This window comes from Pseudomonas sp. S8 (assembly GCF_050473925.1).
Lineage (GTDB): Bacteria > Pseudomonadota > Gammaproteobacteria > Pseudomonadales > Pseudomonadaceae > Aquipseudomonas > Aquipseudomonas parakoreensis.
Genome location: NZ_JBFDVZ010000016.1, coordinates 5,485,709 through 5,499,403, shown reverse-complemented (window position 1 = coordinate 5,499,403; position 13,695 = coordinate 5,485,709). Strand labels below are relative to the sequence as shown.

Here is a 13,695-nt window from a genome sequence, read left to right as displayed (position 1 = left end):
AGGAGCTCCATCGCAAGTGCGTTACCCAGTCAGCTTCACCCCGTTGTTCATTGCAATTGCCGCAACGATTGCCCCCGCCGCCCATGCCGACGAAGCCGCCAGGGAAGGTTTCGTCGAAGGCTCGAGCCTCAACCTCAACGCTCGCAACTACTACATGAATCGCAACCGCCTGCAGCAGGCGGACGATAACATCGAGTGGGGCCAGGGTTTTCTCGGGATCTTCCAGTCGGGTTACACCGAAGGCACGGTCGGCTTCGGCATCGACGCCCACGCCATGCTCGGGCTGAAGCTCGACGGCGGTGGCGGTACCGATGGTTCGAGCATCCTGCCGATCAGCGATGGCAACGGCAAAGCGCCGGGCTCGTTCTCGACCGCAGGTGGCACGTTGAAGATGCGCGCGTTCGATACCGAGCTGAAGGCCGGTGACCTGTTCCTCACCAACCCGGTGATTGCCGGTGGTGAATCGCGCATGTTGCCGCAGACCTTTCGTGGCGTCAGCCTGACCAACCACAGCTTCGACGGCTGGATGTTCGAAGGTGGCCAGGCCAGTTTCACCAAGCCGTACAACCAGAGCGGCCGCCAGCGCATCGGCACGTCCTACGGCAAACTCGCCGAGGGCGACGAAAGCCGACACCTGAACTGGGCCGGCGTGTCCTGGAGCGGTGTCGAAGGGCTGACCAGCAATCTGTACGCCGCCGAGCTGAAGGACATCTGGAACCAGTACTACTACGACCTGGATTACACCTGGCAGTTGAACGATCTGGTCAGCCTCAACCCGGGCCTGCACTTCTATCACACGCAGGACACCGGCGACGCGCTGCTGGGTAACATCGACAACAACACCTACAGCCTGCACTTCACCGTTGGCATCGGCAGCCACAGCGTCACCGCTGCGTACCAGCGCGTGAACGGCAACACGCCGTTCGACTACATCAGCCAGGGCGACAGCGTTTACCTCGACAACTCGCAGCAGTACTCGGACTTCAACGGCCCGAACGAGCGCTCGTGGAAGCTCAAGTACGCCTACGACTTCGCCGGTCTCGGCGTGCCGGGCCTGACGTCGGCAGTTTCCTATTCGCGTGGCACCGTGGACCTGACCAAGGTCGATCCGGACAGCAAAGGCTATGCCTCGTGGTACAGCGCCGACGGTCGCAACGCCAAGCACTGGGAACGCGACCTCGATTTGAAATACGTGGTGCAGAGCGGCCAGGCGAAAGACCTCGCGGTGCGCCTGCAATGGGCGACCAACCGTGGCGGCAACGGCTACGGCGCGATCGATACCGACACCGATGAATACCGCGTGATTGTCGACTACCCGATCAACGTCTTCTAAGATCACCTCTAGGTCAGTTACAACTGACACTTATTTTGACTGAAATAGATTTTGTGGCGAGGGGATTTATCCCCGATGGGCTGCGCAGCAGACCCTTTTTTTGGGGCTGCTTCGCAGCCCATCGGGGATAAATCCCCTCCCCACAGTAGATCTGCTTTAGTGTTATCCCCCGCAGTGTTTGTGCAACTACTCTTATAAGTCTCAGCCCAATCGAAAGCCCCATCATGATCGCGAGCCGTACCCCACCTCTGGCGGGCAAGCCCGGACGCCCCGAATTGCTGCTGATCTGCGGCAGTTCGCTGACCGTGATCGCGATTCTGTGCATCGTCACTTTTCTGCTGATTCGTGAGCACGCCAACGCTCAGGAAGCGGCCACCCGCAGTGCCACCACCATCGCCCAGTTGATCGACGCCGACGTCCTGCGCACGGTCGAGTTGTACGACCTGACCCTGCAAGGCCTGATCGCCGCCGCCCAGCGCGATGACTTGCGCGACGTCACCCCGCAGATTCGCCATCTGGCACTGTTCGACCGTTCGACCACCGCGCGTTTCAAGGGCGACATTCTCCTGCTGGACAAGCATGGCGATGTGGTTGCCGACTCATCGCGGATCGAACCCAAACCGGGCAACTTTGCCGATCGCGACTACTTCCTTGCCCATGCCTTCAACCGCGATACCGGCATGTTCATCAGCCGCCCATTCAAGACCCGCTGCGATTGCGACGACGCCAATCAGTGGCGCATCAGCTTCAGTCGGCGGATCTCCTCGGACACCGGCGAATTCGCCGGCGTGGCGGTGGCGTCGATGAAACTCGACTACTTCGATCAGTTGTTCAACAGCCTCGACATCGGCAAAGACAGCACGCTGAACATCATCAACAGCGACGGTGTGCTACTGGCGCAGAAGCCGCATCTGCAAAGCGACTCCATCGGCAAGAGCTTCGGCAACCGACCCAACGTGGTGCGGATTCTCGGCGACAAGAATGGCAGCGGCAGTTTCACCAGCACTTCGAGCATGGACCATCAGCAACGGCTTTACACCTATTCGCGGGTCGGTAATCTGCCGTTGACGGTGATGGTCGCGCTCTCCAGCGATGAGGTGTTCGGCACTTGGCGGCGCACGGCGCTGTTGATCAGTGGCGCCACCGGCGTGCTGTGTGCCGGGCTGCTGTGGCTGACCTGGCTGCTCGCCCGCGAGCTGCGTTTGCGCCAGCGCGCCGAACGCGAGCTGGCGCAACTGGCTGCCACCGATGCGCTGACCGGCGTGGCCAACCGGCGGATGCTCGATCAGTCGCTGCGCCACGAATGGTTCCGCGCCCAGCGTTCGGGCAAGCCGCTGTCGGTGATGATGATCGATGCCGATCACTTCAAGGCCTTCAACGACCGTCATGGGCATCAGGCCGGTGATCAGGCGCTGCGCGAACTGGCCAGGGTTATCACCGCGAACGTGCGACGACCGGGTGATCTGGTCGCCCGTTACGGTGGCGAAGAGTTCTCGGTGATTCTCGCCGAAACCGACAGCAGCGGTGCCCGGCAAATCGCTGAACACATTCGTCAGGCGGTGGAGCAGATGCCGAGGGTCGAGGGCGCGGACGTGGCAATGACCGTCAGTATCGGTATCAGTACCTGGACATCGGCTGTCGAGATGTCGCTGGAGCAACTGCTGTTTGCGGCGGACAAGGCGCTGTATCAGGCCAAGGAGAGCGGTCGCAATCGCGTAGTCAGTTCGTAAGATCAAAAGATCGCAGCCTTCGGCAGCTCCTACAGTTGGACTAACTTTCCCTGTAGGAACTGCCGAAGGCTGTGATCTTTTGCTTTGAATAAAGGCATAAAAAAAGGCCATCCGAGGATGGCCTTCAAAAAACTAGAGAGGTTTTTTACTTACACTGCCGCAACCGGGCGCATGTAAGAGATCGGTGCAGTGCTGGCGTCTTCGAACGTCACGACTTCCCACGCATCTGTCTGCTCAATCAACTTGCGCAGCAGCTGGTTGTTCAGTGCATGACCGGACTTGAAACCTTTGAACTCACCAATCAGGCTGTTACCCAACAGGTACAGGTCGCCAATCGCATCGAGGATCTTGTGCTTCACGAATTCGTCTTCGTAGCGAAGACCGTCTTCGTTCAGTACACCATCGGAATCCACCACGATCGCGTTTTCAACGCTGCCGCCGAGTGCGAGGTTGTGCTTGCGCAGGTACTCGATGTCACTCATGAAACCAAAGGTACGCGCGCGGCTGACTTCTTTTACGAACGAAGTGCTGGAAAAATCCACGCTTGCACTCTGGGTGCGGTCCCGGAAAACCGGGTGATCGAAATCGATCTCGAAGCTCACCTTGAACCCTTCGAAAGGCACGAAAGTGGCGCGCTTGTCGCCGTCTTCCACTGTCACTTCACGCAGGATGCGGATGAATTTCTTGGCGGCGTCCTGCTCTTCCAGGCCAGCCGATTGAATCAGGAATACGAACGGTCCAGCGCTGCCATCCATGATCGGGACTTCGGACGCGGAGAGCTCGACGTAGGCGTTATCGATGCCCAGGCCAGCCATGGCCGAGAGCAAGTGCTCTACCGTGTCCACTTTGACGTCGCCATTGATCAGCGTCGTCGACATAGTGGTTTCACCGACGTTTTCCGCGCGGGCAGGAATCTGCACCACAGGGTCGAGGTCAGCGCGACAAAACACAATGCCAGTGTCGACAGGCGCAGGCTTGAGGGTCAGGTAGACCTTCTCCCCGGAATGCAGGCCTACACCTGTGGCACGGATAATATTTTTCAGTGTGCGTTGTTTAATCATGGCTTGGGCCGCTTCAGCGCAAATTGCGAACTGGTATCAACAAAGGCTGGCGATAATAGCAGACCGAGCCTTTGCTGAACACCAATCACCGTCATAGCCCTGATACATTCCATCAATCGGCCTGACGACGCAGGAATGCCGGGATGTCCAGGTAATCCAGATCGTCCTGCGGGTTCATCTTCGCGGCAGTCGCAGCACCGGCCTGAGCCTGGTTGCGCATGACGGTCGGACGGTCCAGGTCACGGTAGTTCACCGCCGGAGCTTCCTGACGCGCAGGAGCCGGTTGTTGAACCTGAGCGGCAGCCATGGAGGTGTGAACGGTGTTGTCGATGACCTTCACAGGCTTCTCGATTTTCGCGCCCAGACCGGTGGCAACCACAGTAACGTGCAGTTCGTCGCGCATGTCCGGATCGATCACGGTACCGACCTTGACCATTGCGTGCTCGGAAGCGAAGGCTTCGATGATGCTACCCACGTCGGAGTACTCACCCAGGGACAGGTCAGGACCGGCGGTGATGTTCACCAGGATGCCGCGTGCACCTTGCAGGTTCACGTCTTCCAGCAGCGGGTTGCGGATGGCCGCTTCGGTCGCTTCACGTGCACGGTTCGGACCGCTGGCGCAGCCAGTGCCCATCATCGCCATGCCCATTTCGCTCATCACGGTACGCACGTCGGCGAAGTCGACGTTGATCATGCCCGGACGCTTGATGATGTCGGAGATACCGCGCACGGCACCGGCCAGTACGTCGTCAGCCTTGGCGAACGCCGACAGCAAGCTGGCGTCTTTGCCGAGAATGGTCAGCAGCTTCTCGTTCGGAATGGTGATCAGCGAATCGACGCTTTCGGAGAGCATGCGGATGCCTTCGTCGGCGATCTGCATACGCTTGCGGCCTTCGAACGGGAACGGACGGGTCACGACCGCAACCGTCAGGATGCCCATTTCCTTGGCCACTTCGGCGATGATCGGCGCAGCACCGGTACCGGTACCGCCGCCCATGCCAGTGGTGATGAACACCATGTTGGTGCCGGCCAGCACTTCAGCGATGCGCTCGCGATCTTCCAGCGCAGCCTGACGGCCGACTTCCGGGTTGGCGCCGGCGCCCAGGCCTTTGGTCACACCGGTGCCCAGTTGCAGGATGGTGCGCGCGCCGATGTTTTTCAGCGCTTGAGCATCCGTGTTGGCGCAGATGAATTCAACGCCTTCGATGTTGCTCTTGACCATGTGGTTGACAGCGTTGCCGCCGCCACCGCCAACACCGATAACTTTGATTACCGGGCTTGCGGGGATGTTGTCTACGAGTTCGAACATTTTCCCTCTCCTTACATTCTCTAGTTTTTTCGCCTACTGCATTTTTGTAGCGGTGTTGCGGTAAAGCTTTAGAAGTTGCCTTGAACCCACTTCTTCAATCGGTCCAGCAACGGCGCCTGTGGCTCATCGTTGCTGTAGCTGTCGCGGCTGCCGATGCCCGAGAACGAGATCCCGTCGGACTGCTTCTGCAGGCCGTACATCAGCAAGCCAACGCCAGTGGAATAAATCGGGTTGCGCACCACGTCATCCAGACCTTTCACGCCGTGCGGCACGCCCAGGCGCACCGGCATGTGGAAGATTTCCTCGGCGAGCTCGGTGGCACCTTCCATCTTCGAGGTACCGCCGGTCAGGACAATGCCCGCCGGGATCAGGTCTTCGTAGCCGCTGCGACGCAGTTCGGCCTGGATCAGGGTGAACAGTTCGTCGTAACGCGGCTCGACCACTTCGGCCAGGGCCTGACGCGACAGTTCGCGCGGAGGACGGTCGCCAACGCTTGGCACCTTGATGGTTTCACCGGCACCGGCCAGTTTGGCCAGGGCACAGGCGTAGCGGATCTTGATCTCTTCGGCGTACTGGGTCGGGGTGCGCAACGCCATGGCGATGTCGTTGGTCACCTGATCACCGGCAATCGGGATCACCGCGGTGTGGCGGATCGCGCCTTCGGTGAAGATCGCGATGTCGGTGGTGCCACCGCCGATGTCGACCAGGCACACGCCCAGCTCTTTTTCGTCGTCGGTCAGTACCGAGTAGGCCGAGGCCAGTTGCTCGAGAATGATGTCGTCGATTTCCAGACCGCAGCGACGCACGCACTTTTCAATGTTCTGTGCGGCGTTGACGGCGCAGGTGACCACGTGAACCTTGGCTTCCAGACGCACGCCGGACATGCCCAGAGGCTCGCGGACGCCTTCCTGGTTATCGATCACGTAATCCTGCGGCAGGGTGTGCAGCACGCGCTGGTCAGCCGGGATCGCCACGGCCTGGGCAGCGTCAAGTACACGCTCCAGGTCAGCCGAGCTCACTTCGCGGTCACGAATCGCCACGATGCCGTGGGAGTTCAGGCTGCGGATGTGATTGCCGGCCACGCCGACGAACGCCGAGTGAATGCGGCAGCCCGCCATCAGTTGGGCTTCTTCGATCGCGCGCTGGATCGATTGCACGGTCGACTCGATGTTCACCACCACGCCCTTCTTCAGGCCGCGGGACGGGTGAGTACCGATACCGACGATTTCCAGCGTGCCGTCGTCCGCGACCTCGCCTACCAGCGCCACCACCTTGGAGGTGCCGATATCCAGACCGACGATCATTTTGCCGCTTTGCACGTTTGCCATGGGTCCTGCCTCTTCTTAATTCTTTGCGACAGCGGGTTGGGCTGTCGTCGGCGCTACTGGTTCCCGCCAGCCAACAGCGAGGCCGTTGGCGTAGCGCAGATCGATGCGCGCAATGTTCGTAATCTGGTCTTTAAGCGTCTTGTCATAGATGGCGATGAAGCGGCGCATCTTTTCCACCAGGTTGCCGCGTCCCAGCAGCAGCTCGATGCCGGGGCCGGAGCTACCGGCACCGGTGGTCAGGAACCAGCTGCCACGTTCACGCAGTTCCAGACGCGCGATCGAGAAACCCAGCGGCCGGAGCATCTGGCTCAGCACCTGATACTGCTGCATCACTTGCTGCTGGGCCCGTTGTGGGCCGAACAGCTGTGGCAGGTGTTCGTAGTTCGCCAGCTCCTTGGGCGTAAACGCCTGGCCCTGGTTGTTGAGCAGCGACTCGTCGCCCCAACGGGCCACGGGCAGTTGCTCTTCGAGGCGGATCACCACCTGGTCCGGCCACACCCGGCGTACTTCGGCGTGGGCGATCCACGGCATTTGCTCAAGCTCGGTGCGCATGCCGGCCAGATCAATGGTAAAGAAGCTCGACGCCACGTACGGGGCGATTCGCTGCTGCACCGCTTGCTGGCTGATGTAGCTCAGGTCGCCCTGCACGGCGATCTTGGTGATCGGCCGATCGGCATACGGCAGCAAACGCTGCGCGCCTTCGTAGGTACCGAACCCCAACGCCACCAGCAGCACTGGCCAGAACAGGCTTTTCAGAAAGCCGAAATTGGCTTTCGGCAGGCGCGCAGACATCGGCTCTTTGGCCACCATTCGGCTGGCACCCCGCGGCACCGGCTTGCGGCCGGGTGCGGGTGGCTGATGTCTGAGCTGAGCGCCTTGCATGGTCTTAACCTCGCGCCTCTGTATGACCGGAGCCTTCAACACTGGCGGCCAGAATGGCCAGAACCAGTTGCTGGAAGTCCAGACCGGCAGCACGGGCCGCCATCGGCACCAGGCTGTGATCGGTCATACCCGGTGCGGTGTTCACTTCCAGGAACCAGAACTGCCCGTCGGCGTCCTGCATCACGTCCGCCCTGCCCCAACCGGCAATACCCAGCGCCTCACAGGCCTTGGCCGTGAGATCCATGAGTTCCTGTTCCTTGGCGGCATCCAGCCCGCACGGAATGCGGTACTGGGTATCGTTGGCGATGTACTTGGCGTCGTAGTCGTAGAACGTGTGCGGTGTACCCAGGGCGATAGGAGGCAACACCTGGTCACGCAGGGTGGCGATGGTGAACTCCGGACCTTGAATCCATTGCTCAACCAAGACTTGCGAATCGTAGGTACTGGCCGCTTTCCATGCGTCGATCAACTCGGACGCAGAGCTCACTTTGGCCATCCCGATACTTGAACCTTCATGCGCCGGTTTGACGATCAAAGGGAAGCCCAGTTCCGTCGCCGCGGAAATACAATCGGCTTCGCTGCACAACACGGCGTGACGCGGCGTCGGAATCCCGAGGCTGTGCCAGACCTGCTTGGTGCGCAGTTTGTCCATCGCCAGTGCCGAGGCGAGGATGCCGCTGCCGGTGTACGGAATACCGGCGCATTCGAGCAGGCCCTGCATCGAGCCGTCTTCACCGCCACGACCGTGGAGAATGATGAACGCGCGGTCGATCTTTTCATTCAGCAGACGCTGCAGAAAATCCTCGCCGACGTCGATCCCGAACGCGTCCACACCCGCGCTTTGCAGCGCGTCGAGCACGGCGTTACCGGATTTCAGCGAAACCTCACGCTCGGCACTCATGCCACCGAACAGCACGGCGACCCGGCCGAAGTCTTTCGGCGCGATGGTGGAGAACAGGTTGGCGTAGGCAGCAGTCATTTCAACTTCCCCTCGACCGACGCCGCCACGGCGCCGGCGAACAATTCACTTTTCAACAGCTTCGGCGCGAGACCGCCGATATCCCCGGCGCCCTGGCACAGCAGGATGTCGCCGGCGCGCAGCAACGGCTTGACCAGCGGCGCGAGGTCGACACCGCGCTCGATGTAGATCGGGTCGAGCTGACCGCGCTGACGGATGCTGTTGCACAACTTGCGGCTGTCCGCGCCCGGGATCGGCTCTTCGCCGGCCGGATAGACTTCCATCAGCAGCAGCACGTTGGCATCGGCCAGTACATTGACGAAATCGTCGTACAGGTCGCGGGTGCGGCTGTAACGATGCGGCTGGTAGACCATCACCAGACGGCGCTCCGGCCAGCCACCGCGCACGGCTTTGATCACCGCCGCGACTTCGGTCGGGTGGTGACCATAGTCGTCGACCAGCATCACGTTGCCGCCGTCCACCGGCAGTTCGCCGTAGACCTGGAAGCGTCGGCCAACGCCCTGGAACCCGGACAGGCCCTGAACGATGGCTTCATCACTGACGCCTTCGTCGGTGGCGATGCAGATGGTCGCCAGCGAGTTGAGCACGTTGTGGTTGCCCGGCATGTTCACGGAAACATCCAGCGGCTCGCGGTCAGGACGCAGCACGGTGAAGAACGTCTGCATGCCTTGCTGGCGCACATTGATCGCGCGCACATCGGCGTCTTCGCTGAAGCCGTAGGTCACGGTCGGACGCTTGACCAGCGGCAGGATTTCACGCACCACCGGATCGTCCAGGCACATCACGGCCAGACCGTAGAACGGCAGGTTGTGCAGGAACTCGACGAAGGTTTTCTTCAGTTTGTTGAAGTCACCGTCGTAGGTCGCCATGTGGTCGGCGTCGATGTTGGTAACCACCGCCACCAGCGGTTGCAGGTGCAGGAAGCTCGCATCGCTTTCGTCGGCTTCGGCGATCAGATAGCGACTGGTGCCGAGCTGGGCATTGGTACCCGCCGCATTCAGACGGCCACCGATGACGAAGGTCGGGTCCAGGCCACCGGCGGCGAACACCGAAGCGATCAGGCTGGTGGTGGTGGTTTTGCCGTGAGTACCGGCGACGGCGATGCCGTGGCGGTAGCGCATCAGCTCGGCGAGCATCTCGGCACGCGGCACCACCGGGATACGACGCTCAAGGGCGGTCGCCACTTCCGGGTTGGAAGTGTTCACAGCGCTCGAGACCACCAGTACGTCGGCGGTGGCAGCGTTCTCGGCACGGTGGCCGATATAGATGTGCGCGCCGAACGATTCCAGACGCTCGGTCACCGGCGACGCTTTCAGGTCGGAACCGGACACTTCATAGCCCAGATTCAACAACACTTCAGCGATGCCGCACATGCCCACGCCGCCGATACCGACGAAGTGGATACGACGGATACGGCGCATTTCCGGTTGTGGCATGGCTTTCTGATTCTCAACCATGGGCCACCTCCAGACAGGTATCGACCACGCTACGGGTGGCATCGGGTTTGGCCAGACGGCGGGCCGCTTGGGCCATTTCTTCGAGTCGTTGCGGTTGCATCAAGACCTCTGTCAGGCGCGCGGCAAGGTCCGCGGCACCAGTCGTTCTTTGCGGCATCACGAAGGCAGCGCCTTCACGGGCCAAATAATCGGCGTTGCGGGTCTGGTGATCGTCGATCGCGTGGGGCAAAGGCACCAGCATCGAGGGCAGACCAACGGCGGCCAGCTCACTGATGGTCAGCGCGCCAGCGCGGCACACCACCAGGTCAGCCCAGCCATAGGCCTGGGCCATGTCTTTGATGAACGGCTGCACCTGCGCATCCACGCCGGCGGCGCGATAGCGCTCTGCAGTCACGTCATCGTGGTTTTTGCCGGCCTGATGAAACACGTCCGGACGCAAATCGGCAGGGACTTGCGCCAGGGCTTCAGGCAGCAACTTGTTCAACGGTTCTGCGCCCAGGCTTCCGCCGAGGATCAGCAAACGCGCTTTGCGCCCGGCCAGAGCCGGTCGCGATGTTTCGAGGAACAGCTCGCTGCGCACCGGGTTTCCGGTGGTACGGCGGCTGTCCGACAGAGTAAAGGTGTCGGGGAACGCTTCACACACCCGGGCGGCGAACGGCACCAGCAACCGATTGGCGGTGCCGGCAACGGCGTTCTGTTCGTGAACGATCACCGGCACACCGGCCAGTTTCGCGGCAATCCCGCCAGGCCCGGTCACATAACCACCGAAGCCGACCACGCAGACTGGACGCAGCTTGCGAATCACCGCCCGCGCCTGCCACACCGACTTGAGCAACATGAACGGTGCCTTGAGCAGCGACAGCTTGCCCTTGCCACGCAAACCCGTGGCATTGATGCGGTGCAGTTCAAGACCAGCAGCCGGTACCAGATCGTTTTCGATCCCGCGTGGCGTGCCGAGCCAGTGCACGGTGTAACCGCGTGCCTGGAATTCGCGGGCACAGGACAGCGCCGGGAACACGTGGCCGCCGGTGCCGCCAGCCATGATCAATACGTTAGCGCCCATGGTTCGGCTCCTCGGCGAAGTCGCTCTCATGGAATTCCATCTCTTCACTGCCCAGGTGGGTCCGACTCTCCCACTCGATCCTCAGCAACAGGCCAAGGCAGGCGCAGCAGATCACCAGGGAACTGCCGCCATAACTGAGGAACGGCAGCGTCAGGCCCTTGGTCGGCAACAGGCCGACGTTCACGCCGATGTTGATCAGGAACTGACCGATCCACAGGAACGACAGACCGTAAGCCACGTAAGCGGCGAAGAATTGCTTGGCCTTCTCGGCCCACAAACCGATATACATGCCGCGAATACACACGAAGACGAACAGCGCGACGGTGCACAGCGAACCGACGGCGCCCAGCTCTTCGGCCAGTACCGAGAACACGAAGTCGGTGTGCGCTTCAGGCAGGTAGAACTGTTTCTGCACGCTGTTGCCCAGGCCAACGCCCAGCCACTCACCGCGACCGAAAGCGATCAATGCCTGCGACAACTGATAACCGGCACCGAACTGGTCGGCCCACGGGTCAGCGAAGTTGGTCAGACGCGCCATTCGATAAGGCTGCATCTGGATCAGCAACACCACCGCTCCGACTGCCAGCACCACCATCAGCGAGAAGCGGAACAGCCCGACCCCGCCAAGGAACAGCATCGCCGCCGCAGCCCCCATCATTACCACGGTGGCACCGAAGTCCGGCTCCATCAGCAACAGGCCCGCCATTGGCAGCAGCACGATGAACGGCTTGAAGAAGCCCATCCAGCTCTCGCGCACTTCTTTCTGCCGACGCACCAGATAACCGGCGAGGTAGATCACCACGAAGACTTTGGCGATCTCCGACGGCTGTACGTTGAAGAAGCTGAAACCGATCCAGCGCATCGAACCGTTCACTTCACGGCCGATCCCGGGGACGATCACCATCACCAGCAGACCGAATGCACCGATCAGCATCATCCAGCCCAGACGCTGCCAAGTGGCGATCGGAATCATCATGGTGATGATGCAGGCACCCAGGCCCAGCGCCACATAGATCAGGTGGCGAATCATGTAGTACAGCGCGCTGCCCGACTGCGCCGCCGCCACTTCGGTGGAGGCCGAGGCGATCATGATCAGGCCCAGGCCCAGCAGCGCCAGGCAGCCGGCGAGCATCGGGAAATCGAGGTCGATGCCACGGCCGGTGATGATCGGCGACGGGTACGGCTTGATGATATTGCGCAGGCTCATGCCAGATCCTCCACGGCGCGGACGAACTGGTGACCACGGTCTTCGTAATTCTTGAACATGTCGAAACTGGCGCAGGCCGGCGACAGCAGCACCACGTCACCCGGTTGGGCGACCGCGCGGCATTGCTCGACGGCTTCGACCAGCGAACCGGCGCGAATCAGCGGCACGGCGTCACCGATGGCTGCGCCGATCTTGTCGGAGTCGCGGCCCATCAGGATCACGGCGCGGCAGTTGGCCACCACCGGATCGCGCAAATCGTTGAACTCGGCGCCTTTGCCGTCGCCACCGGCGATCAGCACGACTTTGCCGTCGATATCCGCACCCAGGCCTTCGATGGCGGCCAGTGCGGCGCCGACATTGGTGGCCTTGGAATCGTTGTAGTAACCGACGCCGTCGAGATCACGCAGCCACTGGCAGCGGTGTTCGAGGCCGGTGAAGTTGCGCAGGGCATCAAGCATGGCGTCGAACGGCAGGCCGACCGCATGCCCCAGCGCCAGCGCCGCGAGGGCATTGGCCTGGTTATGCGCGCCGCGCACTTTCAGTTCGCGCACCGGCATCAGGTTCTGGAATTCGAAGGCCAGGTATTTCTCGCCGTCTTCTTCGCGCAGGCCGAAAGCCTTGAAATCCGGTTTGTTCAGGCCGAAGGTCCAGCATGGCTGACCCTCGCCGATCAGCGGACGGCTGAGCGCGTCCTGACGGTTGACCACGAACTGCTTCGCGCCACGGAAGATCCGATGTTTGGCCAGGTGATAGGCCGGCAGGCCGCTGTAGCGGTCCATGTGGTCTTCGCTGATGTTCAGCACAGTGGCCACTTCGGCGTTGAGCTGGTCGGTGGTTTCCAGCTGAAAACTCGACAGCTCCATCACGTACAGCTCGACGTCGTCGCTGAGCAGGTCCAGCGCCGGCGTGCCGAGGTTGCCGCCCACCGCGACGCGTTTGCCGGCCGCAGCCGCCATCTCGCCGACCAGGGTGGTGACGGTGCTTTTCGCGTTGGAACCGGTGATGGCCACGATCGGCGCCCGCGCGTTACGCGCGAACAGCTCGATGTCGCCGGACATTTTCACGCCACGGGCGGCAGCGGCTTGCAGGGCCGGGGTCGCCAGCGCCAGGCCGGGGCTCACGTAGAGCTCGTCGGCACGGCACAGGAATTCGACGTCCAGCTCGCCACAACGCACTTCCACGTGCGGATAGTCACGCTTGAGCGTGGCCAGTTCCGGTGGATTGTCCCGCGTATCGGCGACGGCAAACGACACGCCCCGGTTCGCCAGGAAGCGAACCAGGGACATGCCGCTCTTGCCGAGGCCGACAACGATGCGGAAGTGGTCAGAAGCGATCAGAGACACTCG

At 61.6% G+C, this 13,695-nt stretch carries 11 protein-coding genes; 2 read left to right on the top strand and 9 right to left on the bottom strand.

The genetic code is table 11. The features are described 5' to 3' along the window. Nucleotides 1-16 precede the first annotated feature (16 nt). The gene (locus AB1J88_RS26070) at nucleotides 17-1,333 is read left to right on the top strand and encodes an OprD family porin (protein ID WP_430292257.1); all 1,317 of its coding nucleotides are present in this window, start codon (nucleotides 17-19) and stop codon (nucleotides 1,331-1,333) included. Nucleotides 1,334-1,557: 224 nt separating this feature from the next. Then, nucleotides 1,558-3,063: a sensor domain-containing diguanylate cyclase gene (locus tag AB1J88_RS26065; RefSeq protein WP_430292256.1), complete on the top strand. Its 1,506-nt coding sequence runs from the start codon at nucleotides 1,558-1,560 to the stop codon at nucleotides 3,061-3,063. Nucleotides 3,064-3,212: 149 nt separating this feature from the next. Here AB1J88_RS26065 and lpxC read toward each other — a convergent pair whose 3' ends face one another. From lpxC to murD, 9 genes are all read right to left on the bottom strand, one after another. Further along, nucleotides 3,213-4,124, bottom strand: coding sequence for a UDP-3-O-acyl-N-acetylglucosamine deacetylase (gene lpxC / locus AB1J88_RS26060; RefSeq protein ID WP_007961638.1), 912 nt, complete (start codon nucleotides 4,122-4,124; stop codon nucleotides 3,213-3,215). A gap of 112 nt (nucleotides 4,125-4,236) precedes the next feature. Next, a complete protein-coding gene (gene ftsZ / locus AB1J88_RS26055) occupies nucleotides 4,237-5,433 on the bottom strand; it encodes a cell division protein FtsZ (RefSeq protein WP_025109282.1) in 1,197 nt (398 codons plus the stop codon). Between the two features lie 68 nt (nucleotides 5,434-5,501). Further along, entirely contained in the window at nucleotides 5,502-6,761 is a 1,260-nt protein-coding gene (gene ftsA / locus AB1J88_RS26050) for a cell division protein FtsA (RefSeq protein ID WP_003228014.1), read from the bottom strand. Between the two features lie 15 nt (nucleotides 6,762-6,776). Continuing rightward, on the bottom strand, nucleotides 6,777-7,643 hold the full coding sequence (locus AB1J88_RS26045; RefSeq protein ID WP_041073143.1) for a cell division protein FtsQ/DivIB: 867 nt from the start codon (nucleotides 7,641-7,643) through the stop codon (nucleotides 6,777-6,779). A gap of 4 nt (nucleotides 7,644-7,647) precedes the next feature. After that, nucleotides 7,648-8,622, bottom strand: coding sequence for a D-alanine--D-alanine ligase (locus tag AB1J88_RS26040; protein WP_086791637.1), 975 nt, complete (start codon nucleotides 8,620-8,622; stop codon nucleotides 7,648-7,650). Further along, nucleotides 8,619-10,079, bottom strand: a complete 1,461-nt coding sequence (murC, locus tag AB1J88_RS26035; protein ID WP_007961634.1) for a UDP-N-acetylmuramate--L-alanine ligase — start codon at nucleotides 10,077-10,079, stop codon at nucleotides 8,619-8,621. Before murC ends, AB1J88_RS26040 begins: the two co-directional genes overlap by 4 nt. Then, complete coding sequence (gene murG / locus AB1J88_RS26030) at nucleotides 10,072-11,142, bottom strand: undecaprenyldiphospho-muramoylpentapeptide beta-N-acetylglucosaminyltransferase (protein ID WP_430292255.1); 1,071 nt, start codon at nucleotides 11,140-11,142, stop codon at nucleotides 10,072-10,074. Before murG ends, murC begins: the two co-directional genes overlap by 8 nt. Then, nucleotides 11,132-12,349 (bottom strand): putative lipid II flippase FtsW, encoded by a 1,218-nt coding sequence (ftsW, locus tag AB1J88_RS26025; RefSeq protein ID WP_003228018.1) that lies wholly within the window; start codon nucleotides 12,347-12,349, stop codon nucleotides 11,132-11,134. The genes murG and ftsW overlap by 11 nt, the downstream gene beginning before the upstream one ends. Continuing rightward, complete coding sequence (gene murD, locus AB1J88_RS26020; protein WP_430292254.1) at nucleotides 12,346-13,692, bottom strand: UDP-N-acetylmuramoyl-L-alanine--D-glutamate ligase; 1,347 nt, start codon at nucleotides 13,690-13,692, stop codon at nucleotides 12,346-12,348. The genes ftsW and murD overlap by 4 nt, the downstream gene beginning before the upstream one ends. Between the last annotated feature and the right edge of the window lie 3 nt (nucleotides 13,693-13,695).

Bases quoted from the DNA above. Each gene is read 5' to 3' on its own strand.
- AB1J88_RS26065 (WP_430292256.1), top strand. From the start codon at position 1,558: ATGATCGCGAGCCGTACCCCACCTCTGGCGGGCAAGCCCGGACGCCCC.
- lpxC (WP_007961638.1), bottom strand. From the start codon at position 4,124: ATGATTAAACAACGCACACTGAAAAATATTATCCGTGCCACAGGTGTA.
- ftsZ (WP_025109282.1), bottom strand. From the start codon at position 5,433: ATGTTCGAACTCGTAGACAACATCCCCGCAAGCCCGGTAATCAAAGTT.
- ftsA (WP_003228014.1), bottom strand. From the start codon at position 6,761: ATGGCAAACGTGCAAAGCGGCAAAATGATCGTCGGTCTGGATATCGGC.
- AB1J88_RS26045 (WP_041073143.1), bottom strand. From the start codon at position 7,643: ATGCAAGGCGCTCAGCTCAGACATCAGCCACCCGCACCCGGCCGCAAG.
- AB1J88_RS26040 (WP_086791637.1), bottom strand. From the start codon at position 8,622: ATGACTGCTGCCTACGCCAACCTGTTCTCCACCATCGCGCCGAAAGAC.
- murC (WP_007961634.1), bottom strand. From the start codon at position 10,079: ATGGTTGAGAATCAGAAAGCCATGCCACAACCGGAAATGCGCCGTATC.
- murG (WP_430292255.1), bottom strand. From the start codon at position 11,142: ATGGGCGCTAACGTATTGATCATGGCTGGCGGCACCGGCGGCCACGTG.
- ftsW (WP_003228018.1), bottom strand. From the start codon at position 12,349: ATGAGCCTGCGCAATATCATCAAGCCGTACCCGTCGCCGATCATCACC.